The sequence below is a fragment of the Bacillus sp. CDB3 genome (genome assembly GCF_002081505.1).
Classification (GTDB): domain Bacteria; phylum Bacillota; class Bacilli; order Bacillales; family Bacillaceae_G; genus Bacillus_A; species Bacillus_A cereus_AT.
Genome location: NZ_ALBR01000020.1, coordinates 33975 through 60695, shown reverse-complemented (window position 1 = coordinate 60695; position 26721 = coordinate 33975). Strand labels below are relative to the sequence as shown.

Genomic DNA, 26721 nt, shown 5'->3' with positions numbered 1-26721 from the left:
TTGGAGACAAGTTGTTATAAAATTAATAAGTATTATAGCGACTTGCTGATGGATTCGGTTACGTTTGAGAAGGGGTTCTCTCCTATCGAATTTCTGAGGCCAGATGAATTGCAGGATGTAATTGGGCGGATTGAGAATAAGCAGCAGTTTGGATATGATCCGAGTGGGATTGAATAGAGCTCTGAACGATCAATTGCCTTAAAAAATAAATACTAAAAAACTCCTATTTCTTTAAATGAAATAGGAGTTTTTACATTATCCAATAATACATTTCCATCGTTAAAAAATCTAGCCTTAGCCACCTCAATACATTTTTTACCCTTATCGACTGAAATTATCTTCCTGCATCTTCTCCATATCAGCCAAATACCTAAGTTGCCGCCCTGCCTTTCTCACTGCAGTAGGAAAGTGTTTTTTTAGAAGTTCTACTGCCGATTCACTTATATAATATCTTTCCGTTATACTTTCCCACGTGTCACTACTTTCAAATGCACTCCATACGAAAGGACGCTCTGCACTTTTTTTCATTTCTTTAAATGCCCATTTTCGCATCTTTTTTTTCGCTTTTTCTGTTAGTTTTCCGTTCTTTACAAGTTCAAGCTCACCATGTCTCTTGTATCGCTTATTAATATCTCTCTCACTATATGCTTTAAGAAATATATTCGCTGTATTCTCAGCATCTGCGAAAGCACGATGTTGCCTACCTTCCCATGTTAAATCAAGCTGCTTCACTGCAAATTGTAAACTTGGTGTATGCTCAAATAATTCTTCATACGCTTGGAAAACAAATTTTTGCACATCAAATCTGCTCTCTTTTTCCATGCATGGGCATTCTACACCATGTAATGTACAATCGTGAGATAGAAAACGATAATCTTCTTTTCCCCATGAAATAAATATAGAATCTTCTCCGATAAACTTAATAAATTTCTCTATAATTTGAGGGAACTTCTCTACGCCAATTAAATCTTTCTTTGTAATTCCAGTTAATTTTGTTGTATGACGAGTTAATGGGGCACTTGGTTTTACTAACTCTGAAAATTCTCCAATAATCTTCATCGTACTCACATCTATTTTTACAGCTCCGATATCAACTATTTCTGACGGATCTTCCGATTTATACGGCCTAAAATTCCTTTCAATATCAAACACAATGAAATGTGTAGCGTTTTTCAATTTATTTACCTCTTTCTAAATTCCTTTTCACGCAAATACTTTATTTTCAGTATTTATTTATTAATGCACTTTATGCATGAAATACCTCATGCATAAAAACAAAAATTCAGTCTTATTATCATATGTACATTGGAGGATATTCAATAAGAACGCAAAAAAAAGAAGGGCAAGCCCTTCTTTTTTCATAATTACTTCTTGTTTACGTTTGTAGCTTGAGGTCCACGGTTACCTTGTTCTACTTCGAAAGTAACTTCTTGACCTTCTTCTAAAGATTTGAAGCCGTCGCCTTGGATAGCTGAGAAATGAACGAATACGTCTTCTCCGCCTTCAACTTCGATGAAACCGAAACCTTTTTCTGCGTTAAACCATTTTACTTTACCGTTTTGCATGTAAAAAATCCTCCTACAATGTACCTATATGTACATATTCATTTTCAACCACTTTACAATAATACGTCATAAATTAAAAAACTGCAACCCCCCGAAGGAGATTTAACATTGCTACCCCCTTGGAAGTTACAGCTCATTTAAATCTCTATATTATTAAAAGTAAAATGGTTTAAAGTAACTATATCATATCAATATAATAAAAGTAAAGTTTTTTTTAAGCTATACAGCTTTTTTCTTCCATTGCATCGCTTTTAATTCACCTGATCCAGCTACAACATAGTCTTCTTTTTCATTTACAATGCGCCAACCATGCCCTTTAACCGAATCACATACTGTAACAATTCCTTCTTCAAGAAGCACACGGCAAACAGTGCTAATTCCCGCCTTATTTTGCGCTGACGTTGTATATAACACATGCTGATCTACACTTAAATCTAAATAGCTACTCGCTTTTTGTTCACTTTGACATGTATGCCAACATATTTTTTCATTCTCAATACTCTCATCTATTTTACAAAAAGAAATATTCCCACTAATTCCCCTGCACGATCCACTTGCCGCTACTAAATAGGAATTATGTATAGTCAACGCAGAAATCATCTGGTTCATCGCTATTTTAATCCTTTTTAATTTACGTGTCTCTAAATCAAAAAGCCAAACACCACCATATTTGGTATGTATTTTCGTACCGATAAATAAGTAATGTTTATATAAAAATAATGATCGAATAGATGGTGCCTCGCTATCGTAATTAAGAAATGGCTGAATAGTCTCCCATGTGGAACCAAAATTATTAGAATGATACAGTGTTTTATCTCCATGAGCAATTACTGTTCCATTTTCATTGCTACATACATTCCAGCTCGTTGCTTTCGTTGGAAAGCGCTGGATCGTCCACATTTCTCCACCATTCATACTACGAATAAAAACTCCTTCGTCTCCTACTCCGTAAACTACGTTATCTTCACTATGTAAATCTCGAATTCGTTTTTGGAATCCAGTTAAAATCTGTTTCCATTCTCCATCTTTTTCAATGAATAAACCATTATATGTAGTAGCTAACAAAAGCTTTCCATCTCTTAACTTTGTAATAGCGGTTGCACTGAATTCTGTTTCCACGTTGACACTCCCATTCTTAGAACTTCTCGGCAAAAGCAATTGCAAAATCACTGCATTTTTCAACGTCTTCTTTATCTTCTGGAGCTAATTCAATTTTTAATCCTTCTTGTACAAGTTCTGCCCCGCATTTTACAAGACGTTCTTCAAATATCGTTACCGCTTCACAAAACAGTTCATACGCCGTATCACCTGATCCAAAAACAGCCACTTTTTTACCCGTTAAATCTATATTTTCTAACTCATCATGGAAATCTTCCGCTTCAAATGGTAATTCACCATCACCCCACGTATAAGATCCTAAAATGATTCCATCATAAGCTAATAATTCTTCAGCATCCATACCTTCCATCTCTTGCAATACTACTTCATGATCAAAGGCATCTAAACTTACTTTAATTAAATCAGCAATACTCTCTGTATTCCCTGACATACTTGCATACGCTATTAAAATTTTCGCCACTTTGGCATCCCCCTCTTACAATAATTGATTCTCATTATATTAATAATGAGAATCAATTTCAATTGTTATTTTCATCCGATTTATATCCTTTTCATTTATGTTAAAAGAAATCGTACATCTGACTATTACTTTTTCATTTTGAGTATTAACATTCATATTCGTCTATTGCCAAATCTAGTTTCTCAACTTATTGTATATACATCCTTTCACATTTAATATGTTGCATATACAATGCGAAAGGCCATTTACACATTTCATTTTTTTCAGGTAACAAACAATTTCGACTTTACAAAAAGAGGAGTCTTTATAATGAAAAAAATTTTTATTAGACTTTTAAAAATATCATCCCTTTTGACAGCACTATTATTAACAGTGGGTGCCATTATTCTATTTGGCACTTCATACGGCCATAATTTACGTGTCATCGCAGCGGAAAGTATTTTAACGTCTCAACATCCGCAATACGCAAAAATTACATTACTGTCTGATAACGAGTTAAATGATATTTCTCAATCCATTACAAATCCAAAATGGAAAAATAGCGAGTTTGCCAATACAAAACTTTCAAAACAAGAATTAGAGCGAAAGAAAAATTTACCACTAACTGTTTCGATTGAAACAGTTAAGAAAAAATATAACGACCATTTTTTCGAAGGTAAATTAATGACTATTAGTAATCCATTAAATGTAAAGCTCGTTACACAACAAGGTTCACAAGGAAAAGACGTTGGGGAAAAAATATATGTCATGGCAAAACGAACCCATGCACTTGCTGCTGTAAATGCTAGTGGGTTCTGGGATGAAACGGGGCATGGTGGTGGTAAAACAGGCATCGGTATTGTTATGGAAAACGGGAAGGTCATAAACACACCGCAAGACATTAATACCCCTACTCTCGTCAGTGGACTTACAAAATACGGACAAATGGTTTCAGGAGAGTTTTCTGCTAATCAACTGTTAAATAAGAATGTCGTTTCCGCTGCTGGCTTTATGCCTCAACTAATTGTAAATGGCGAAAAAATGATTACAAATGATGGCGGATGGGGCTATGGTCCCCGAAGTATTATGGCCCAGAAAAAAGATGGATCAATTATGTTTTTCATCATTGATGGAAGACAGCCTCATAGTATCGGAGCTTCTTTAAGAGACTGCCAAGATATTCTTTATGAAAAAGGGGCCATAAATGCAATGGTAATGGACGGGGGCTCGTCAGCGACATTGTACGCAATGGGAGACATTTTAAACATCCCTTCAACCTTATCTCATAAATCACGCTATTTACCAAACGCCTGGGTTGTTACCGCGAACCCTAAGCAACAAGTTCATGTAACAATAGACGGCAACCCCGCAAGCTCTCAAAAGATTTCCGAAATGACAGGATCTACTACTGTAGCTATAAATAAATAAATAAATAAAAAAGAACAGATGACTATACAATCATCCGTTCTTCTTTATTACTTTTTAAAAATACCAAATGGTTTTCCAACTGGTAATACAACTTTTCCGAAGTGTGTATTTAACACGGCTGCTGCTGAACCATAGAAAGATAATAATGAAATACATAGTTCAGAATACGCTGCTAAATTATGCATTGCGTGCGGCATAACACCTAAAGTACTTAATGAAAGACCGATAAATAAGAAATCAATAAGGACGAAAATCATAAATAATACTTTATGTGTTTCCATTGCACCAATTGTCATAAAGATCGTGAAAATCAAGTATCCGATAAAGGCTACACCAAGCTGTTTTGAATCTGCAGTTTGGGCTAATTTTTCGCCAAATACTCCAAGTTGAATTAACCAAGTCATTCCAACACCTAACCAAAATAGGCCGTACGCACCAAATGCTGTTGTACCGAACGTATTGTTATGCTTTGCATCGTGAATGCATGCAAAGATTTGTGCAAATCCTCCTAAAAAGATTGCCCATGGTAATACAAGTGAAACGCCATCTGTTAAGCCTAACTTTTGAGATGATGCTACAAGTGTTACCATCGCTAATCCAAATAGACCGATTCCAGATGGATCTGCTGTTGTCATTTTCACATGATGTGTAGTAGTTTGATTGCTCATATAAACCTCCTGATTATAAACATACTCGAATACAATACTTAAATCAGAAGGCTATGTCAATGGTTTTTTTTGTATGTTGTCAGACCTTATCTTATATAATAATCGAAGATACTTCCAACCACTTCATAAGGTTTTATATTTACATTTTCCAATTCATTTACCGGCATCCATAAAGGAATATAGCTTCCTCTATCTTTCCGTTTGAATTCCTCACCTTTACCACTTCCAAAAATTCCATCTATAATATGGGCATCATAATAATACTCGGTACCGTTATACTCCACCGTTGCAATAAGGTGCCCCATTTGTATATGTATCCCTAATTCTTCGTAAACCTCTCGCTTCGTTGCTTCTTCAGGTGTTTCTCCTTCTTCAATTCCCCCACCTGGAAAAACAAAATACACCTCACCTTCTCGAACACGTTTTATAAGAGCGATTTTACCGTCCTGTACAATAATAGCTGCACCGCGATTTCTTCTCACTTTATTACCTCAACACCAATCGCAACTGTTCCCCATTCATTTTCTTGTTCTTTCGTATATATTTCGTATGTACTTTCTAACATTTCTTTTATACTAAGTTCTTCACAATCAAATAATTTTTTATCAATTTGTTCGTACATTGCTTTAAAGCTTTCGTATCGTTTTATCTCCGTTACTTTTACAGCCATCGTTTCTGCTGTCGTAAGGTTCGTAAATACAATTTCATCTTCTTGTTTTATAAGTTGACGTTTTTTATCGTATAAGCGTACTTCATATACTTTTTTTCCTGATTGAATTGACTGAAAAGGTTTATTATATAATCCCATTTCGTGTCTCATACATTCCACTCCCTTTTATTCATCTTGTCTACTAACATTTTTGCACATTACTATTTCATACAACATAGTTCGCCTTACTTCACCTTGCATATAATGTTCCATATCCATTACTTTCTTTAGAGAGGATGCTAAAATTGGTATGTTATATTTAAATCAAAAACCTGAATATAATAAATATGATATCGGTGATTATACTTACAGTAAAGTAGGCCCTATTATTTTTTCTTGGAATGATGAAACAAAATTAAAAATAGGTAAGTTTTGTTCATTAGGAGAAGAAGTCGTTTTCGTACTTGGCGGTGAACATCGTGCTGATTGGATAACAACTTATCCATTTAATGTCCTCTTCGAAGAAGGAGCACACATTACTGGTCATCCTTCTTCAAAAGGTGATATCGTAGTCGGCAATGATGTATGGATTGGTTATCAATCCTGCATTTTATCTGGTGTTACAATTGGTAACGGGGCCATTATCGGGGCCAAGAGTGTTGTTACAAAAGACGTACCTCCATATGCAATCGTCGCTGGTAATCCTGCCAAACTAGTTCGATATCGTTTCTCGCAAGAAATCATTGAAAAACTAGAAAACCTTGCATGGTGGGACTGGGACATTTCCGTTATAAAAGGAGCTATTCCATTTCTACTCTCCAACAAAGTCAACGAATTTTTCACTTCTCCCGAAGAAGAAGCTACTTGATCTAAACAAAAAGAGCATCCTATTCTTTCAGGATGCTCTTTTTGTGTTTATTTTTTATTTATTTGCAACTGATTACACGGTGAACAGTGAAATGGAATTTTGTCTAAACAATTAAAGTTTGTTTCACAAATTTGTTCTATCGTTGGAACAAATGGAATGACAACTATGTTACTATCTATTATTTGTGTAACAGGTGGCAATACTGTGCCTACTTGATGTTCGAAGCGAATACTCGCTTGATTAACATAATTCCCTGAACCACTTGGTGCACTCTGAACTGTTACTTGGAACAAAACTGTCCGTGCTTCACCTGGATTTAAACTTCCTATAAGAAACCCTGATACTGGGCTTACATTTGGCACTGGCGTATTATCAACAGTTACACTTCCAGGAACAAATCGAAAACTACTATCTAACATATCTTGAAAACGAATATTTTGTATCGCTGTATCCCCCGTATTCGTAATAACTGTCGTAAACGTAATGACATCGCCTATCGTTGCTGATTGAAGATCTGCCGTTTTTACGACTGTTGTTGAAACATTTTGAGGAATAAACGGGATAACGACTGTATTACTATCGCCTTCAACTACTACTGGCGGCTCATTAGGATTTACAGTTGCAAGCCCATTCGCTGTAGCTGTATTTGTAACTAAATTATTTATTTGCCCTCCTGTTATTACAACTTGGAAATTAATAATCGCTGCATCATTTGGCTGAAAATTACCTAAAGGGATACCGGTATTCGGATTGGCAAATGGAAAAGGTATATCATTTACTGTTACCGTGCCATTTATAAATAACGTATTTGGGTCAATGATGTCTGTTAAAATAATATTCGTCACAGGAACTGTACTATCATTTATAACAGCAATTCCGTAAGTGATAACATCTCCTACCATCGCTACTTCAAAGTTTGCTCCTTTTGCAACAAACAAAATTGCAGTATTTACCGTTACAATAACTGTATTACTTGTGTCCATCACTGTAACTGGTGGCTCTCCTGGTACTAAAATATATTCTGCTAATGCCCCAGCAACGTTCACTACCGTACCACCATCAGGAAAACTTGTAATCGTAGCTTCATATGTTATAATCACCGTTTCACCGACTGGGATATCTGGTATCGTAAATCCAATCTGTGGATTTAACCCCGGCTGTGGTATTCCATTTATCGTTACACTATTTGGGACAAAATCAGCTTCCTGAGATAACACGTCTATAAATTGAACATTCATCGCATCAGCCGTACCAGTATTTAATATACGAACAGTATACGTTACCGTTTCTCCTACTCCAACAATTGGATGATCTACTTCTTTTAGCATATCTAAACTACCTCTATTTACTGGAGTTACTGTCGTATTACTTGAACTCGTAATTGTAAACGGTGGTTCTCCTGGAATAAGTTCAAAACTACCCGTTACACTCGCCGAATTCATAATGCTATTAGAAGGCGGGATTAAGATTACAGTTACTTCAAACGTTATGAGGACACTAACTCCTACTGGGAGATCCGGTAATGAAAAGCCTACAAAAGGATCTAAACCTACTTGCGGAATCCCATTTATCTGTACACTCCCTGCAACGAATTTTAAACTAAGTGATGGAACGTCAATAAATTGTACATTTGTCGCTGTTACCGTTCCTGTATTTGTAACTTGCACACTATACGTTAACGTATCTCCTAATCGTGTCGCCTGTTTGTTGACAGTTTTTATAACATTGAATCGCCCTCTATTTACCCTTGTTATTGTCGTATTACTCGGCTCTGTTACTACAACTGGTGGTTCTCCTGGTACTAAAGTAAAACTTCCTGTTATGTTTGCAACATTCGTAATTGTTCCTGATGACGGGATGTTTGTAACTGTCGCTTGAAACGTCACTATTACCGTTTCTCCAACGAGTATATCTCCAACTCCAAAGCCAGTAATCGGATTTAAGTTTGGTTGCAGGGCTCCATTTATCGTTACACTATTTGGGACAAATGACGCCCCTACTGAAATCATATCAATAAACTGAACATTGTTAGCTGTTACTGTTCCCGTATTCGTTATTTGCACTGTATACGTTAATACATCGCCAACGAGAGTCGCAGCCCTGTTCACCTGTTTTATAACATTAAATCGTCCTCTATTTACAGTTATGAGTGTTGTATTGCTTGGCTGATTTACTACAACTGGTGGTTCTCCTGGTACTAATATAAAGCTTCCAGTCACATTTGCCGTATTGGCAATCGTTCCGTTTGATGGAACACTGACAACTGTTACTTGGAATGTGACTTCTACACTTTCCCCTGGATTTATATCTGGAAGCGAGAATCCATTATTAGGATTGAATCCAGGTTGTGACACACCATCTATCGCTACACTGTTCGGTACAAACATTATAGACGAAGGTAATATATCACTATATTGAACATTCGTTGCTACCACTGTCCCTGTATTTTGAACTACTGTTGTATATGTGATTGTATCGCCTATTGCAACAATTGGCTGACTTACTGATTTTAAAACATTCAAACCAGTTTCATTTATTTCTGTTAATGTCGTATTACTTGTCGTTGTCTCAGTAATAGGCGGCTCTGTCTCACTTACAACAAATGTCGCTGTAACATCTACAAAGTTTACAACTGTTCCACCTTGAGGGATGATCGTTACCATCTCTTGGTATGTGACAAGCACAAAATCATCTACAGGTATATTTGGAACTGTAAAACCGATAAAAGGATCTAATCCTGGTTCTGGTACTCCATTTATGCTCACACTTCCCGGTACAAATTTTACACCAGAAGAAGTCGTATCGATAAATTGAACATTCGTCGCTGGCACTGTTCCGAGATTAAAAATCAATACATCATACGTTAAAATTTCTCCTACAGTCGCTACTTCTTTATCTACTAGTTTTAACGGAAAAATAAACGCTATATTAATCGTCGTAACGACTAAATTTGTTAATATCGTTTCCGTAATCGGTGGTTCTTGCGGGTTTGGTTGCGAAGTAAATGTAACGTCTGCATCATTTAATATGACTTCATTATCTGGAATTTCTGTAATCGTCACTTGGAACGTTACCTCAATACTTCCGCCATTAATTAATAATGGCGTAACTGCAAATCCTATTTCTGGATTTAAATCCAGTTGCTGCACCCCATCTATCGTTACACTATCTTCTACAAATGTCGTCCCTTCTGGTATGACATCTTGGAAGAACACATCTGTAACAGGTATAATTCCTACATTTGAAATTAACACGGTATACGTTAATACATCCCCAACTGTTCCAGTTGCAACGTCAACTGTTTTTGTTGCTGTTACTTCACCAGGAGGAGGTAACGGTATTGTAACTACTGTCGTATTACTTGAATTTGTCGTTGTTACAGGTGGTTGTAAAGGATTTAATAAGAACGTGGCTGTAGCAGATGCCGTATTTAATACTGCTCCGCGCGGGGATGGCGCAACTACTGTAACTTGGAACGTTACAGTCAATGATGTCCCAGCTGCAATATTAGGAATCAGAAAACCAACATTTGGATCAAACCCAGGTTGTGGCGTTCCATTTATCGTTACACTATTTGCTACAAATGTTGTTTCTAGAGCAATTGGATCAATGAAAGAAACATTCGTCGCTAGTACTGTGCCGTTATTCCGAATGACAACAGAATACGTGTAAGTTTCTCCAAGTGCAGCTTGTTGTACAGATGAAGATTTTTGCATATTTAACTGTGCTGTATTTACTTGTGTCACTACAAAGTTACTATTCGTAACATTCGTTATAGGAGGCCCTGCCGGATTTATAAGGAAACTTGCAGTAACATTCGATTGATTTCTTATATTCCCTCCGCTTGGAACAATCGTCACTTTAACTTGAAACGTAATTGTAGCGGTTTGCCCGACTGGAATATTTGTAACTGGAAAACCTTTCATAGGGTCCGCACCTTGCTGAACGACTCCATTTATCGTGACACTATTCGCTACAAATGTAGCTCCAGATGGGATTGGATCTTGAAAAATAATATTTGTGGCAGGAACAGTTCCTGTATTTTGAACACGAATCGTATATGTTAACGTATCTCCTATACCTGCTTGTGATGTATTTACACTCTTTATTACATTAACTGAACCTACATTCACTCGCGTCACGACTATATTACTAATCGTTACAATTGTAATCGGTGGCTGCAAAGGACTTACTTGAAAATCCGCAGTTACATTTGCATTATTCGGAAGTACTCTATTCATTGGCACACTTGTGATTGACACTTGAAAAGTGACCGTTACCATCCCTCCTACTGGAATATTAGCAAGTGGAAATCCAGTTGTTGGGTTTAAACCTGGTTGGGGCGTTCCATTTATCGTTACACTATTCGCTACAAACGTTGTTCCAGATGGAATCGGATCAAGGAATGATACATTTGTCGCTGCTACTGTTCCACTATTTTGTATAGTAACTGTATATGTTAGCGTATCTCCTTTACCAGCTTCACTTGCATTTACATTTTTCCTCACATTTAACCCTGAAGAATTCACCACTGTCATAACAGTATTACTTGGTACTGTTACAGTAATCGGTGGCTCTGTTGGATTTACAAGGAAATCTCCAGTTACATTCGCATTATTTACGACATTATTTCCTTGGGGAATTTCATCAATTAATACTTCAAACGTAACAATTACACTCGCACCAGTAGGCAAATTATTTAATGGGAATCCAAGTTCTGGATCAGCCCCTTCTTGTAAAACACCATTAACCAATACACTATTTTCAATAAATAATGTCCCTTGCGGAATTGAATCTTGGAAAAATACATTTGTAGCTGGTACACTACCTGCATTAATTATTTCGATTGTATATACTAACACATCCCCTACCGTTGCAACACTCGTATTCACAGATTTTATAACTTCAAAGCTCCCTGTTTGTACTGTCGTATTCACGACGTTACTCGGAACAGTAATAGTAACTGGTGGTTCACTCGGATTCACTTGAAAACTTGCGGATACAGTTGCACTATTTAAAATATCTTCATTTTCTGGATCCTGTACAATTAATACGTCAAATGTGACTACAACGGTTTGAGCCGCAGGAATATTTTGAAGAGAAAATCCTGTATTCGGATTCAATCCACTTTGCGGTACTCCATTAATCGTTACAGAATTTGCAACAAATGAAACAGCGGAAGAAATAGTGTCTTGGAAAAACACATTTGTTAACGGAACGTTTCCTGTATTTTGAACAGCAATCGTGTACGTTAAAGTATCTCCTACTGCCGCTTGAGCTGTATTTACTTCTTTTATTACATTTAAACCACCTGTATTAACTTGTGTTACAACTGTATTCGTTTGTCTATTAATCGTTACTGGCGGCTGATTCGGAATAACGACGAAATTAGCAGATACATTTCCGCGATTCGCAATCGTACCTCCTGATGGCGTTGATGTCACTCGTACTTGAAAAGTCACTACCCTACTTCCACTGGGAGATATATTTGCTACTGTAAACCCAGCCGCTGGATTTGCTCCAGGTTGCGAAACTCCATCAACAGTTACACTATTTGGGATAAAAGTCGTTCCAATTGGGATTGGATCTTGAAAAGTAACATTTGTCGCAAGTACATTTCCGATATTTTCAATTGTAACTGTATACGTAAGAACATCATTAACCGTTGCAAAAGCTTTATCCACTGTTTTTCTCGTTCTTATATCAGCTATATTAATAGTAGTAAATACAGTATTACTTGTCGCTTGCCCTGAAACTGGTTGTTGACCAGGCACTGGAGTAAAGTTAAATGTGACACTCGCACGATTTGGAATTGGATTTACAAGAGGACTCGATGTTACTCGAACTTGAAAGCGTACTACAGTCGTTTGCAAAGCATTAATACTTCCAAGATTAATACTACTTGCTGGATTCGCTCCTGGACGTGCTACTCCGTTTACCGTAACGCTGTTTGCGACAAATGTTGTTCCTGCAGGGATACTATCAACAAAAATAACGTTGTTTGCAGCAACATTCCCATTATTCGTCACATTAACTGTGTACGTTAATACGTCATTAAGTGTTGCGGTCTGTAGATCTACAGATTTTTGCAAACTAAGATTTGCACGGTTTACCGTCGTCTGTACTGTATTTGAAGAAGCTGTACTTGTGATAGGAGGACTTCCGACGAAAGGACGGAATTGGTAAGATACCATTGCACGGTTGGAAATTGGATTTGGATTTGGGAATGACGTAACTCTCACTTGAAATGTAACAATTCTTTGAGCGTTATTTGGGATTGTACCTAAATTTATTCCACTAGCTGGATTCGCACTCGGCTGCGTTACTCCTCCTACTGTCACACTGCCGGCTATAAATGTCGTTCCATTCGGAATACTGTCTTGTAATACAACGTTATCTGCACTTCCCGTCCCTGTATTTGGAACGGTAATCGTATATGTGAGAATATCTCCAACTGCTGCCACTGTTTTATCAACCGATTTAACAGGGTTAATAATTGGCCCCGTCGCATCAATTTGAACCCCAAAACCAGCTGCAGCATATCCATCTCCATTTGTAACGAAACGAACCGTCGCTGACGTTTGATTGTTTATTAATGATGATGAGGCATCTACATTCGTAATATCCCATCCTTGTCTTCGAACGGCTAACGCGATTCCTAAAGGCTGATTCAAATCTCCAAATGTGCCTGTTGTATCTAAATTTCCGCTGTCATTACAAATTTGTGACTGAAAAAAATTATTTGCGGGGTTTCTCGGTCCGAATAATGCAACTGTAGCATTAGCGTTCGGCCCAAAGCGAAGTTGGTCTCCAACAATGTTAGAATCACCTTCTTGAGCAGTTACAAGTACTCTTCCTGTAACAGTTCCCGTAGACGGCGTTGCAAAACCTGAAATAATAGCATCAACTGGTGGTGATGAAGCATCGATGATTTCTTGCCCTGCATACACTGACAAATTCCTAAGAGGTAAACTTGCATTTTGATAAACTACCTCAAGCGTCCAACCAGCTGAACGACTGACTGTTGGATCAGCAGAAGTCCTTGTAGCCGGTACAGCACCCGTTGTATATGTTCCTGCTCCACCTACATTAACAAGATTCGTTACATTAGCAGAGCGAACATAATAAAACTGGTTCCCAACTGAACCTTGCTGCGCCGTTGCAGGATCTGGTGCAACAGAAAATGTTCCTGCTGGTGTTGTAAACGAAATATTATCATTTAAAAATGCAGTAACATCCTCAGTATCAGTCCTGTATGTGCCAGCCCACACTAGTTCTGCGTATAAAACACTACTCCCTGCTGGAAGGTTCAAAATTGCACTTGAAGAATTTAATGGCCAGTCATTCGTTTTTCCTGCCGGGAATCCAGGTACTTGAAGCGATGTATTTATCGTTGTGAACACATCAATCGTACCGAAGTTATTGTTTGGTGCAGGTGATGTAGGACTTAACCCCAACGTGTTCCCAGTAAACGTGACGGCACCAGTTACAGTTGTCGTAAAGCGATTCATAAAAGGCACATAATCATCTCATTTCATTTATAGTAAAAAGTGCTCTATACTATAAAATGTAGACAAACTATGCAACGTACGTTGTCCAACAAAATTCCGCACATACGAGAGGGGTTTATAAAACTATGCGCTACGTTATCGTAACAGGAACTTCACAAGGTTTAGGTGAGGCAATTGCCACGCAATTGCTAGAAGAAAATACAACGGTCATCTCTATTTCTAGAAGAGAAAATAAAGAGCTTACTAAACTTGCAGAGCAAAATAACAGCAATTGCATTTTCCATTCCTTAGATCTTCAAGATGTACATAATTTAGAAACTAACTTTAACGAAATCATTTCATCTATTAATGAAGAGGCTGTATCATCTATTCATTTAATTAATAACGCTGGCACAGTTGCACCTATGAAACCAATTGAAAAAGCTGAGAGCGGACTGTTCATTACGAACGTTCAAATTAATTTACTTGCACCTATGATTCTTACCTCCACTTTCATGAAACATACGAAAGATTGGAAAGTAGATAAACGTGTTATAAACATTTCATCTGGCGCAGGAAAAAATCCTTATTTCGGATGGGGAGCTTATTGTACAACGAAAGCTGGCGTAAATATGTTTACACAGTGTGTAGCGACCGAAGAAAAAGAAAAAGAATATCCAGTAAAAATCGTCGCTTTTGCACCTGGTGTCGTTGATACAAATATGCAAGCTCAAATTCGTGAAACAAATAAAGAAGACTTCATAAATTTAGACCGATTCATCGCATTAAAAGAAGAAGGAAAGCTACTGTTACCCGAATATGTTGCAAAGGCAATTCGTAGCTTACTAGAAACAGAGGACTTCCCGCAAGGTGAGGTAATTCGAATTGATGAATAACAAAAAGGCACGCTATACTAGTGTGCCTTTTCATTCTACTTCTCTAAAAATATAAGTACAGACTCCATAATCTCTTCATAACCAATTTCTTGATAAATTTTATTCGATGTTGGATTTGCCAGGTCAGTATATAATGTCGTTGTTTTGTAACCTTCATCTAACATACGTTGACTAAGTGCAGCTACACAATTTGATGCGTACCCTTTTTTCCGTTCTTCTTTCGGCGTATATACGAAATTAACTGTTATATTATTTGTAGTTGGTCTTGTTTTTGCAGCTACAGAGACTAATTTCCCGCCAACCTCCAGACCAAATAGACGGTTGGTAGTTATTAATGTATGCGCGGTTTGTTTCGCTTCCTCTTTCGTAGTAGGTAACTTCACGTCTTCGCAAAATTGATATATCCATTTTTCTATTAATGGTAGCTCATCACTATTTATCGTACGAAAAATCCCATCCTTGTTCCACTTCTTCTTTACTCGTTTTAATTCATATACACCTTGCTCCATTCCAACTACAATTTTTTTCTGTTCTAATATCGCAATCTCTTCAGCTAACTTCTTTATGACTTTCTTATTGCCAATGAAACCAGGAATATCTGGATATACTTTCGTTAACTCCTTTGCAAGTTCCACTATATCCTCTTCCGCAATTTCAGAAGTTGCAACAATCATTTGTCTTTCCACAGTTTGAAGAAATACAATCGTAACTTCTTCTCCTCGTTTCGCTACCGCCATAAATATCGGTTCTTGAACAACTTGTAAAACGCCTAATATTAAATTATTTGCCTGCTCATTCTTTTCTAAAAATGATGTAACATCTTCTTTAAAACGGAGAACCTCTTCATATACGTGTAATTGAATCATCGACAATCTCTTCCCTCGATTTATATTTTAATTAAGTATTGGCGATTAATTCATTAAATCCTCCTTTTACGATTCAATAATATTTGAAACTAATGTGTTCAAATCATTTTCAGCATGCAAAACTCTCTTCTTTTCCTTCTCAAATATCTCTTCTTCTTTTCGAAAAGATTCTTTTCGTTTTTGAATCATACGCTCCATCTCTTTTTTACTCGGACCACCATATACATTTCTTTTTTGAATAAAAGCTTCTGGTGATATAATTTCTTTCCACTCTTCTTCTAATAAATTTACTCTTAACTTTTCTTGCAAGTACATATTTACTTCTTTGAAATGTAATTCATGTAATTCTTTCTTCTGCTGCATAGACATATTCGCAATCGTACTTGCTGCATGATGTGCATGCCGGAATGGTATTTCATAGTTCTTTGTTAAAACATCTGCGAAATCTGTAATCGTAATCGCGTGTTTATATGAACGATTTTTTAACGTTTCCGCTTCTACCTTCATCGTTCGAATAACTGCGTTCATAATACAAAAAACACGAATGGCCTTTTCGATTCCTTTATATAAATACGGCTGCAAGTCATCCTCCGTATCGACAATATCGCCAAATGGTGTATTATGAATCATTTGAAATACAGTAAAGGCTTCCCCTAAAGCACTACTCGTAATAGCGCGTGCATGTTCAATTGAAACAGGATTTCGTTTTTGCGGCATAATGCTACTTATTTGTATATATGGCTTCGCTACAGTAATCCCATCGTATTCTTTCGTCGCTAATAGTAAAAAATCATGAATCCATCTACTCGTGTTCGTCATAATAACCATTAGCAACGAACTAACTTCTAATAAATAATCCGCTCCAGCGACAGCATCATATGAGTTCTCAATTACATTTGTAAATCCCAGTAGCTGTGCCACTCGCTCTCGCTTAATCGGGAAACTTGTTGTAGAAAGGGCAGCTGCCCCCATGGGAGAATGATTTACAAAATGATACGCTTTTCTCGTTCGTTCTAAGTCTCTTTGCATCGTATCGTAAATTGCTAAAACATAATGACCAAATGTTGTTGGTTGCGCTGGTTGTGTATGTGTATACGCAGGCATAATTGTTCCCATATGTTCCTCAGCGAGCTCCAGCATACTTTCTTGCAGCAATAAATGATGTTCCATTAACCGTAATACATATTGCCGCAAACTCATGCGATACATCGTTACCCCCATATCATTTCTACTCCTACCGATATGCATATTACTGACAAATTCACACTTTGCTTCTTGAGAAAGTAAATGTTCAACTAAGAAAAAAAGATCTTCATGTTGCTCTGTATATAGCAACTGATCCTTTGGAATTGCCCCTACCTTTTTAAGTGCTGTTAATATAACTTTCGCTTCTTCTCTTTTCATTAACTTTTCTTCAGTTAACATAATAATATGTGCCCTATGCACTTGAAACATATCTTTCAATAAATAATTACGCTGAAAATCAAATACATGCTGTAGTACACAGTCTACATATGTTTTCCCAGGGAAATCAGCGCCTTCATTTTTAATAAACTCTTCTTTACTCTGTTTCATCACCTTTTCCCCTTTCGCCTAAGTATTACTACCCATCATACCCAGCGATAGCTAAAAAGTGCTTGTACATAAAGTGAAACTTTAATCAGTGGGTGGTTCATCCCCCACTGATTATTAGCCTTCACCAATCGGTCGTTTACGGAATAAAAATAAACTCGGCGCTCATAGCACCGAGTTTATTTAATAAAAGTCGCATCATACTTATCACTTTGCAACACTTGGAAGTGTAAATTTGCTAAATGTTTACGTATTTCAGCACTGTCATCTTCATTTAAATTATTTGCTAAAAATACAATTTCTGTACAGTTCCCGCGTTTATCCATTGCATAAACCGCTTTTGTAACTGTCCATGGTGTATAACCATTCTTTTGCCCCGCGTGTCTAAATGTTTTACGATATTTCTTGGCACTCATATCCGTTTCAACGATATCCGCCCACACTTTTTCTTCTGCTTCTGTCAAGCCACCTTTATGATTTGCCTTTTGAAGCAATACCATATAATCGTTTGCAGAAGCAGCCGGCAATCTATCCGACCAAATTTTGTCGTAACGTTCTTCCAAATAAAGAGGAATTTCCTTCTGTAATAATGGGCCCTTCTTTTTTAAGCGTTCATGAATAATCATCGCATACTCTCGATATTGCTCTTGAGACATTTCTTTTAACTTTTTCTCTATTTTATATTTTGGAACATGTAGTTCTTTATGCAAATATCCCGGAATGTATAAAGATGAAACGATCGGAAATAACGGTTGATGTGCAGGAAGCGATAAACTTTGTAAATTACGATTAATGTTATCTAATCCTAACACTTCCATTAAGTACTCAGTATTCGCATTTGAACTGAACTTAACCATACCTTTTGCAACTTCCTCTAAAGAGACTGCCCCTTCAGTTATTTTTTCTTTTTTTTGCAAATAACTTTGCCATCTGTCTTGTGCACCACCATCTGTATTCGGCACATAATAACGATTCACATCATTAATTGAAACGAAACTAGACGGGTCGATTTTCCCCTCTGTAACTTGTTTCGTATATTCAAGCGCCACAATTAACTTCATCGTACTAGCAACTGGCAATACAACATCTGGATTTACAGAATACACAACTTTATCATTTCTCTTTACTAGAAGAGCGCTATTTTTTTCATCTTTATGTTCTTCAATAAAAGATGCTATATACTGTGCATCATCATTATTTGAACTCCACACTTTTTTCACTAAAAAGTTACCCGAGATTAACAAAACGAAAATACCCACAATCACTGCGCATACTATAGTTTTTTTCAAGTAAAATTCCTCTCCTATTGTGTAACTCTTCTCTATTTATCTCTTAAAAACAAAATAATGGAGATGATTATTTAAATAATCATCTCCATTATTTTAACTTGTATGCTCCTATTATGTCTACGTCATAATTTTCACGAAATCTTCAAGAAACTTTTTATAATGTAATGACCAACCAATTCTCACCCAATTTTTCAATGCTTTCGCATCAGGTTGCGGGCGAAAATCAGCGATACTTTCTCCTTTTGCAACTCCAACCGTATCGACATCAACACGGCGATACACGTAATCTAAAAGAGATGGATTTGCCGCTACCATCATTGTAACAACGTCATGTACTGGACTACCTGTTATTTTTGGATTTAACTTTTTATAAGCTTTATAATAATACGTAAATATCGGTTCAATTAACTTATTAAAACTTGTTTTAGAGTGTTTCGTAATATACTTTACCATCTCCGGCGTAATAATAGCTTCAGATGTAACGTTAAGTGGCACTAATGTCACATTCTTGGCATTTTGCATAACTAATTGCGACGCAATGGGATCACCATGAAAATTCGCCTCCGCGACCGGTGTAACATTACCAGGCATTAAGAAAGCACCGCCCATTATATAATACTCTTTCACATACTTCATCATCGGTTTTTCTAAAATAAATGCTGTCGCTAGTGTCGTTGATCTGCCAGCATCAACAATGATTAATTCACCTTTATACTTTTCAAGAATATCAAAAAATGCACAAAAAGGTTTTATATTAGGTGAAAATGCTTTTGGCGGTTTAATAGGACCTAAGCCATCTGCCCCATGAATCTCCGGGTAATACGTCACAAAATCCCCGGATAAAGGGATTTTCGCACCATTAATAACAGGTATATCTTCCCTTCCCGCCATTTGCAATAAATATGCCGCATTAGTCGTTGCTTTTTCTTGCGTTACATTCCCGTATCCTGTTACAACACCAACAATATCAACATCAGGATGCATAATTCCATACATGATGGCTAAAGAGTCATCAATTCCCGGGTCTCCCAAAAACAACACTTTTTTCATCGACCTCAACTCCATCCCCTCAGTTGTTATTAATTTATGAATAGTCATGGATATACAGAATAAAAAAGAATAAATTCATACGAAAAAACGCAGCCCTATACGGACTGCGTTCTCCATCTTATCTAGACGTTTTTCTTCATAGTAACCATACTGCCAATGATGTAAGCAATAAATGCAAAGCAGATTGGGAAGACAACTGTATGTATACCGAACGGGTTTGGATAGAAAAGATGAATACACATATATGAGCCTACCCCAACTAAAATGGAAGCGAGTGCTCCAGTTGCATTTCCCTTTCTCCAATATAAACCTAGTACAATCGGCCAAATGAACGCCGCTTCTAAACCACCGAAGGAAAATAAATTTAACCATATTAAAAAATCTGGCGGCTTAATAGCTGCAGCATATACGAGTAATCCTACGATACCAGTAATCAAAAGACTACCTTTCTTTATCGTACTATCTGCTGCATCTTTATTTATGTAATTCACATATATGTCCTTAATAATTGACGAACTTACAAGTAAAAGTAATGAGTTTACTGTAGACATTATCGCTGCCATTGGTGCAGCTAAGAAAACTCCAGCTAGCCAAGGTGGTAACACTTCCATCGCGAGTAGCGGCATCACTTTATCTGGTACCGTTATACCAGGAAGTACTACTCGTGCAAATACACCAGTTAAATGCATACCAATCATAATTGTACCAACGACAATCGTCCCAATGATAAGCGCTTGATGCATAGCTTTTGAATTTTTATAAGACATAGCACGCACGCTAATTTGTGGTAATCCAACGACTCCGATTCCAATTAAAATCCAAAACGATGTCACATATGATTTCGTTAAACTGCCATCTGCTCCAAATGGTGTAATTAAATTCGGATTAATTTGAATGAGTTCCTGCATAATCTTTTCAACTCCACCACCAGCAATGACAGTAGCAATTAAAATGATTGTTGTTCCGACTAACATAATGATTCCTAATAACGTATCTGATAAAGCAACTGCACGAAATCCACCAATTAGCACGTACACAAGTACAGAAAATGTAAATAAAAATAGTGCCGTTGTATAAGAAAGTCCTGTTAGTGACTCAATTAATCGTCCGCCGCCAACCCACTGGGCTACTGTTGCTGAGAACAAAAAGATTATAATACATAACGCAGAAAGAACAACTACCGCTTTATTATTGTACCTTCCCTTTAAATAATCAATAAGCGTAATTGCTTCCATCTTCCTAGCGATAATAGCAAACTTTTTACCGATAACCGTTAAAACGATATATCCTGTTACAACTTGAATCGCTGATAATAGCACCCATCCAAGTCCCATATTGTAAGCAATACCAGGCCCACCGATAAAGCTACTTGCACTACCGTACGTAGCAATCATTGTCATAGCTAATAATAAGCCGCCGAGCTCACGTCCACCAAGAAAATATTCTTGTAAAAATTTATTATTAGCAGTTGCTTGTACACGTCTTGATGCGTATACACCGATTAAAAACACAACGATAAAAGAAATTATCATTGGAATTATTACATACCAATTCATCTATCATTCCTCACTTTTTTCTTCCTCATCGAGTGAAATATCTTTAAATACAAAACGAACAACTAAACTAAGCAAAATAACCATTACGATAAATCCAACGATACAGCTATAAAAAAACCATGCTGGAAAACCTAATACATATGTATATTCACTCGGATCCTTACTTCCAAGCCCATAAGCAAATCCATACCATATTATAAAATTAATAATAGCTAATCCAAGACCAATTAACGCTTCTCTATGGGCAACTCGAAAGCGCGGATCATCATGATAATTCTTCATTTTCTCCCCCCTCTCACGATGTATAATTGTACCACTGTTCTTCTAGTTTTTCCTACTAGAAAACAAAAACGCGCAGGATTTTTTGTAATTGTATAGAATACAATGTATCGTTACATATTTTTTACAGTTGTAACATAAATGAAATTTGAATTTTCAGCATTTATTATTTATGATTTTAAAGTAGAGGCTTTTCATCTAGTTCCCACATCCTTGATTTCGGAATAAACGCCGTCTCGTACTGCGTTTAAATTATATTTTCAAGGGGGTTATACAATGAGTCAACTAGCTGTAAATCTTCATGAAAAGGTAGAGAAATTTCTTCAAGGCACAAAGAAACTATATGTGAACGGAGCATTTATCGAAAGCGCTTCCGGAAAAACATTCAAAACTCCTAACCCAGCAACTGGCGAAACTCTCGCTATCGTTGCTGAAGCTGGTCGCGAAGACATTCATAAAGCTGTTGTAGCTGCTCGAATGGCTTTCGATGAAGGTCCTTGGTCACGCATGAGCACCGCTGAACGAAGCCGCCTTATGTACAAGCTTGCTGATTTAATGGAAGAGCATAAAGAAGAGCTTGCACAGCTCGAAACGTTAGATAACGGAAAGCCAATCCGTGAAACAATGGCAGCAGACGTACCACTTGCAATTGAGCATATGCGCTATTACGCTGGCTGGGCTACAAAAATCGTTGGTCAAACAATCCCTGTTTCTGGTGAATATTTTAACTATACACGCCATGAAGCTGTTGGTGTTGTCGGTCAAATTATCCCTTGGAACTTCCCACTTCTTATGGCAATGTGGAAAATGGGTGCAGCCCTTGCAACAGGATGTACAATCGTTTTAAAACCTGCAGAACAAACTCCACTATCCGCCCTATACTTAGCTGAATTAATTGAAGAAGCTGGATTCCCGAAAGGCGTTATTAATATCGTTCCTGGATTCGGTGAATCAGCTGGACAAGCTCTCGTTAATCATCCACTCGTTGATAAAATTGCATTTACAGGTTCTACTCCAGTCGGTAAACAAATTATGAGACAAGCATCTGAATCATTAAAACGCGTTACATTAGAACTTGGTGGTAAATCACCAAACATTATTTTACCTGACGCTGACTTATCTCGAGCGATTCCAGGTGCGCTTTCTGGCGTTATGTTTAACCAAGGGCAAGTATGCACTGCTGGGTCACGCTTATTTATTCCAAAGAAAATGTACGATAATGTCATGGCTGATCTTGTTCTATATTCAAAAAAATTAAATCAAGGCGCTGGTCTAAATCCAGAAACTACAATCGGACCTCTCGTTTCTGAAGAACAGCAAAAACGTGTAATGGGCTATATTGAAAAAGGCATTGCAGAAGGTGCTGAAGTACTTTGCGGAGGAAACAAACCATTCGATCAAGGTTACTTCGTTTCTCCAACAATATTTGCTGACGTAAATGATGAGATGACAATCGCTAAAGAAGAAATTTTCGGTCCAGTTATTTCTGCATTACCGTTTAACGATATTGATGAAGTAATTGATCGTGCGAATAAATCACAATTCGGCTTAGCGGCTGGTGTGTGGACAGAGAACGTAAAAACTGCACATTATATTGCAAGCAAAGTACGTGCGGGTACAGTATGGGTGAACTGTTATAACGTCTTTGATGCAGCATCTCCATTTGGAGGATTTAAACAATCTGGCCTTGGCCGCGAAATGGGATCTTATGCGCTGAACAACTATACAGAAGTGAAGAGCGTGTGGATTAACTTAAATTAACAAGAAAGAACCTGACCTACTCGGTCAGGTTCTTTCTTGTTATGTATCCATTTACACCTGCAACCCTCCGCTAACATTTAGAACCTCTCCTGTAATATAAGACGCATAATCTGACGCTAAAAAGGCAGCTGCGTTTGCAATGTCTTCCGGTGTTCCAATTCTTCCAACTGGAATCGCTCCAACCATTTTCTCTTTTACTTTTTCTGGTATTGTTTTTGTCATATCAGTATCCATAAATCCTGGACAAATCGCATTACACGTAATACCAAAACTCCCAACCTCTTTCGCTGCTGTTTTTGTTAAACCTACAACCCCCGCTTTTGTAGCTGCATAATTTGCTTGCCCTATGTTTCCTTCTCTACTAATTGAAGATATATTAATAATACGCCCATATCCTTGTTGCCTCATATAAAGAAGTGCTGGCTGCATACAATAAAAAACGCCTGTTAAATTAACTTGTAATACTTGCTCCCAAGCAGACTTCTCCATCTTATGTAACATTGCATCTCTTGTAACCCCAGCGTTATTCACTAAAATATGTAGTGTACCAAATTTTTGAACCGCATATTCAATTAACGACTTCGCTTCATTTTGATTGCTCACATCACATCGATATAAGCTCACTTCATATCCTTCATCCGATAACTCACGTGTCGTTTTTTGTAGCTTCTCTTCATTTACATCACTAATTAATACTTTAGCCCCTAGTTTTGCAAAAACTCGTGCGATTTCTTTTCCAATTCCCTGCGCAGCACCTGTTACAACAGCTGTTTTTCCATTTAACAAGTCCATCCCTATCCCCCATTTCTATTAGCTATACTGTATATTTCGGCTCTATGCTTTCCAAATCCTCTTTGTATAAAAAAGTCTATTTGTGTCAAACTAACTTTGCAACGCCGCATAAAGTGAAACTTTAATCAGTGGGGCTTTTGTTCATCCCCCACTGATTATTAGCCTTCACCAATCGGGCATTTACGGGCAGTTAATCTCCCACCTAGCTTCTTTATTCCATCTGAATTTTGAGGTGGGAGTTTTACTAACCGTTTATGCGGGATAAAACACAAGGAGATTGTGTCGAATGAAAAACAAAAATGTAAACCGAAACAAAGCTGCTGATGGCATTGATGTTGAGTTCTCTCGCGAACTCGCTGACCACAATGACTTAGAAGCAAACGCACGTGCCAATGCCGCTGATGCACGTCAAAAACGCCAGTCATCAGAAAAATAAGGTACTACAACGTTCCTTATTCTTTTCAACAGGGACCTACTACCCGAAAAATAAACCGAGAGCTACTCTCGGTTTATTTTTTATTTTTTTTTATATAATGTGCCAAAGCAAGCAACGGATATATATGTCCGTAACTATGATACCGAATATAAAAACCACCCGGTAACCCTGTGCCAGTAGGATATTCTTCATTCATAGTAGACTGCGCGAGCAAATATGAAATTCCTTTTCGAATAATTGGTGTTTCTTGATCATAGTAAGAAATAAGTGCATCAAGCGCCCACGCTGTTTGTGATGGCGTACTAAAGGGTAAAGAAACAAACTTTTTCTCCTCACTACTTTGACATGATTCTCCCCAGCCTCCATCTGTATGCTGTATATGTTCAAGCCATAAAGCTGCTTTTTTCAACGATGGATGAGTAGAGGGCACTCCTAATGCAAGTAGACCTGTCATCGCTGCCCATGTACCGTATATATAGCATATCCCCCCATTTCCCATACCATGATCCATTCGACTCTTGTACATCCATTAACCATTTGACTGCTTTCCTTTTTTTCTCTTCAGATAATTCATTCGGCGCATACGTTCCGAAAAACTCTAACACCCTACCTGTAATATCTGGTGTAGACGGATCAGTTAGCATATCACTCGCATTTTCAATCGGTAAATTCGCTAGTAACTGGCTCGTTACACCTCGTTCAAAAGCTCCCCAGCCTCCATCATTGTTTTGCAATCCTTTTATCCATCCGACGCCTCTATCCCATGCACCATCTACTTTACTATTCCCTCTACTTCGTGCTAACGCTCTAAGAGCAGCCGTTGTATCGTCTATATCAGGAATCGTTGTATTCACATCTGAAAATCCCCAGCCGCCAGCTATAATGGACGGTGCGTGGACACTCCAATCCATTTTCTTAGTTTGTTGTCTTTGTAGTAAATATTCCGTCGCCTTTTGAATCATCTTATTTTCTTTTATTACATTAGCTTCTTGCAATGAATAGCTAAGTAAAGCGGTATCCCATACGGTAGAAGGAGAATTTTGCAAATGACTTCCTCTGTCCATCTTCCATATATAAGATTTTAATCCCGCCACAGCTTTCTCAATAATTGGAGACTGAATAGAGTGCCCTAATGCAAGCAAAGCATAAATCATATAAAACGTAGCACTCGCGTAACTATATAATGTTCCATTTTCATCTATACGTTCTTCCATAAAGCGCTCTACTTCTTCGTATCCTTTATGATGTAAAGAAAGCGGATAAGATATTACCTTTTTCACATCACCTAAAAACGATTGAAACAACGGAGATCGCTCCTCTCGAAACCATTGTCCACCCTCGCCTGCAATATGATTTAAATTTGGCAATAACTTTTTCGCTACACGGAATCTCTTATTCATACAAATCATCATCGGAATTAAATGTATACGCGCTGAGCTGCTTAGCCCAAATATACTGAGAGGGGAGTCATCTTGTAAAAATAAGATTGGCGTTGGAAAGTGAAAAAGCGCAGGAAATTCATATTCTCCATGAATCGCTAATAAAAATTTCGTCATAAAATGTGCACGAGAAACTCCCCCGTGTTCCTTAATAAACATTTCAGCTCGCCTCATATTCATATCTTCTTTCGAATATTTTTTCGAAGCAAGTAAAGCAGCATACGCTTGAATCGTCGCGGATAAATTCCCTCCATTTTCATCTTCGTATAATTTCCAAGTCCCTTCATTTGTTTGAAGAGATGCTAACCTTTTCACGAACGGTTCTATTTCTTCATTTCGCCCTAATAATTTGAGTAAAAAAATCATGTGACAATCCGTTAGCAGAGCTCCTTCAAAACAAAATTGCCACGTTCCGTCTCGCCTTTGCATCGTTTGAAGTGCAGTCGTTCTCCGCTCTATCTCCTCACGCACTTTGTCGTATAGTAGCACACTGCTCACCCACCCTTTCTAAGTCCGTATACGATATTCGAAAACTTAGCTAAATATGTATGAAAACAAA

At 37.4% G+C, this 26721-nt stretch carries 20 protein-coding genes and 2 pseudogenes; 6 read left to right on the top strand and 16 right to left on the bottom strand.

Translation table 11 applies throughout. The features are described 5' to 3' along the window. Positions 1-18 precede the first annotated feature (18 nt). Positions 19-177 (top strand): annotated as a pseudogene (locus tag CDB3_RS33060) (DUF3898 domain-containing protein); the annotation flags it as partial. Positions 178-321: 144 nt separating this feature from the next. Here the strand turns inward: CDB3_RS33060 and CDB3_RS06700 are convergent. The 4 genes from CDB3_RS06700 to CDB3_RS06685 form a co-directional block, all read right to left on the bottom strand. Continuing rightward, entirely contained in the window at positions 322-1176 is an 855-nt protein-coding gene (locus CDB3_RS06700; protein ID WP_128853843.1) for an exonuclease, read from the bottom strand. A gap of 188 nt (positions 1177-1364) precedes the next feature. Beyond that, positions 1365-1565, bottom strand: coding sequence for a cold shock-like protein CspB (gene cspB / locus CDB3_RS06695; RefSeq protein ID WP_001179147.1), 201 nt, complete (start codon positions 1563-1565; stop codon positions 1365-1367). 219 nt (positions 1566-1784) lie between these two features. Next, positions 1785-2684 carry a WD40/YVTN/BNR-like repeat-containing protein gene (locus CDB3_RS06690; protein ID WP_128853842.1) on the bottom strand — a complete coding sequence of 300 codons (900 nt, stop codon included), beginning with the start codon at positions 2682-2684 and terminating at the stop codon, positions 1785-1787. Positions 2685-2700: 16 nt separating this feature from the next. Then, complete coding sequence (locus tag CDB3_RS06685; protein ID WP_001062757.1) at positions 2701-3144, bottom strand: flavodoxin; 444 nt, start codon at positions 3142-3144, stop codon at positions 2701-2703. Between the two features lie 309 nt (positions 3145-3453). On the opposite strand from CDB3_RS06685, the gene CDB3_RS06680 reads away from it, so the two are divergent. Continuing rightward, positions 3454-4551, top strand: coding sequence for a phosphodiester glycosidase family protein (locus tag CDB3_RS06680; protein WP_128853841.1), 1098 nt, complete (start codon positions 3454-3456; stop codon positions 4549-4551). Positions 4552-4598: 47 nt separating this feature from the next. Here CDB3_RS06680 and CDB3_RS06675 read toward each other — a convergent pair whose 3' ends face one another. The 3 genes from CDB3_RS06675 to CDB3_RS06665 all read right to left on the bottom strand — a co-directional run bounded on the left by CDB3_RS06675 (position 4599) and on the right by CDB3_RS06665 (position 6039). Beyond that, complete coding sequence (locus tag CDB3_RS06675) at positions 4599-5219, bottom strand: acetate uptake transporter (protein ID WP_000070943.1); 621 nt, start codon at positions 5217-5219, stop codon at positions 4599-4601. Between the two features lie 86 nt (positions 5220-5305). Beyond that, the gene (locus CDB3_RS06670; protein WP_128853840.1) at positions 5306-5701 is read right to left on the bottom strand and encodes an NUDIX hydrolase; all 396 of its coding nucleotides are present in this window, start codon (positions 5699-5701) and stop codon (positions 5306-5308) included. Beyond that, positions 5698-6039 (bottom strand): ASCH domain-containing protein, encoded by a 342-nt coding sequence (locus tag CDB3_RS06665; RefSeq protein WP_128853839.1) that lies wholly within the window; start codon positions 6037-6039, stop codon positions 5698-5700. The genes CDB3_RS06670 and CDB3_RS06665 overlap by 4 nt, the downstream gene beginning before the upstream one ends. Before the next feature lie 139 nt (positions 6040-6178). Between CDB3_RS06665 and CDB3_RS06660 the strand changes: the two genes are divergently transcribed. Then, positions 6179-6736, top strand: coding sequence for a CatB-related O-acetyltransferase (locus CDB3_RS06660; protein WP_063219680.1), 558 nt, complete (start codon positions 6179-6181; stop codon positions 6734-6736). Positions 6737-6783: 47 nt separating this feature from the next. On the opposite strand, the gene CDB3_RS06655 is transcribed toward CDB3_RS06660, so the two are convergent. Next, positions 6784-14256, bottom strand: coding sequence for a DUF7507 domain-containing protein (locus CDB3_RS06655; protein ID WP_128853838.1), 7473 nt, complete (start codon positions 14254-14256; stop codon positions 6784-6786). A 116-nt stretch (positions 14257-14372) separates the two neighbouring features. On the opposite strand from CDB3_RS06655, the gene CDB3_RS06650 reads away from it, so the two are divergent. After that, the gene (locus tag CDB3_RS06650; protein WP_128853837.1) at positions 14373-15122 is read left to right on the top strand and encodes a (S)-benzoin forming benzil reductase; all 750 of its coding nucleotides are present in this window, start codon (positions 14373-14375) and stop codon (positions 15120-15122) included. Positions 15123-15157: 35 nt separating this feature from the next. On the opposite strand, the gene CDB3_RS06645 is transcribed toward CDB3_RS06650, so the two are convergent. From CDB3_RS06645 to CDB3_RS06620, 6 genes are all read right to left on the bottom strand, one after another. Further along, the gene (locus tag CDB3_RS06645) at positions 15158-15988 is read right to left on the bottom strand and encodes a GNAT family N-acetyltransferase (protein ID WP_128853836.1); all 831 of its coding nucleotides are present in this window, start codon (positions 15986-15988) and stop codon (positions 15158-15160) included. A 66-nt stretch (positions 15989-16054) separates the two neighbouring features. After that, positions 16055-17563 carry an argininosuccinate lyase gene (gene argH, locus CDB3_RS06640; RefSeq protein ID WP_128853835.1) on the bottom strand — a complete coding sequence of 503 codons (1509 nt, stop codon included), beginning with the start codon at positions 17561-17563 and terminating at the stop codon, positions 16055-16057. Between the two features lie 176 nt (positions 17564-17739). Continuing rightward, positions 17740-18849, bottom strand: coding sequence for a serine hydrolase (locus tag CDB3_RS06635; protein WP_128853834.1), 1110 nt, complete (start codon positions 18847-18849; stop codon positions 17740-17742). A 117-nt stretch (positions 18850-18966) separates the two neighbouring features. Next, complete coding sequence (locus tag CDB3_RS06630; RefSeq protein WP_071747631.1) at positions 18967-19899, bottom strand: nucleoside hydrolase; 933 nt, start codon at positions 19897-19899, stop codon at positions 18967-18969. Positions 19900-20021: 122 nt separating this feature from the next. After that, a complete protein-coding gene (gene panF, locus CDB3_RS06625) occupies positions 20022-21455 on the bottom strand; it encodes a sodium/pantothenate symporter (RefSeq protein WP_071772002.1) in 1434 nt (477 codons plus the stop codon). 3 nt (positions 21456-21458) lie between these two features. Further along, a complete protein-coding gene (locus CDB3_RS06620) occupies positions 21459-21737 on the bottom strand; it encodes a YhdT family protein (RefSeq protein WP_128853833.1) in 279 nt (92 codons plus the stop codon). 273 nt (positions 21738-22010) lie between these two features. Between CDB3_RS06620 and dhaS the strand changes: the two genes are divergently transcribed. After that, a complete protein-coding gene (gene dhaS / locus CDB3_RS06615) occupies positions 22011-23495 on the top strand; it encodes an aldehyde dehydrogenase DhaS (RefSeq protein WP_128853832.1) in 1485 nt (494 codons plus the stop codon). Between the two features lie 51 nt (positions 23496-23546). Here the strand turns inward: dhaS and fabG are convergent, their stop codons facing one another. Next, the gene (gene fabG / locus CDB3_RS06610) at positions 23547-24287 is read right to left on the bottom strand and encodes a 3-oxoacyl-ACP reductase FabG (protein ID WP_097832758.1); all 741 of its coding nucleotides are present in this window, start codon (positions 24285-24287) and stop codon (positions 23547-23549) included. 286 nt (positions 24288-24573) lie between these two features. On the opposite strand from fabG, the gene CDB3_RS06605 reads away from it, so the two are divergent. Continuing rightward, on the top strand, positions 24574-24723 hold the full coding sequence (locus CDB3_RS06605) for a YfhD family protein (protein WP_002121294.1): 150 nt from the start codon (positions 24574-24576) through the stop codon (positions 24721-24723). A 73-nt stretch (positions 24724-24796) separates the two neighbouring features. Here the strand turns inward: CDB3_RS06605 and CDB3_RS06600 are convergent. Continuing rightward, a pseudogene (locus tag CDB3_RS06600) lies at positions 24797-26651 on the bottom strand (terpene cyclase/mutase family protein). Between the last annotated feature and the right edge of the window lie 70 nt (positions 26652-26721).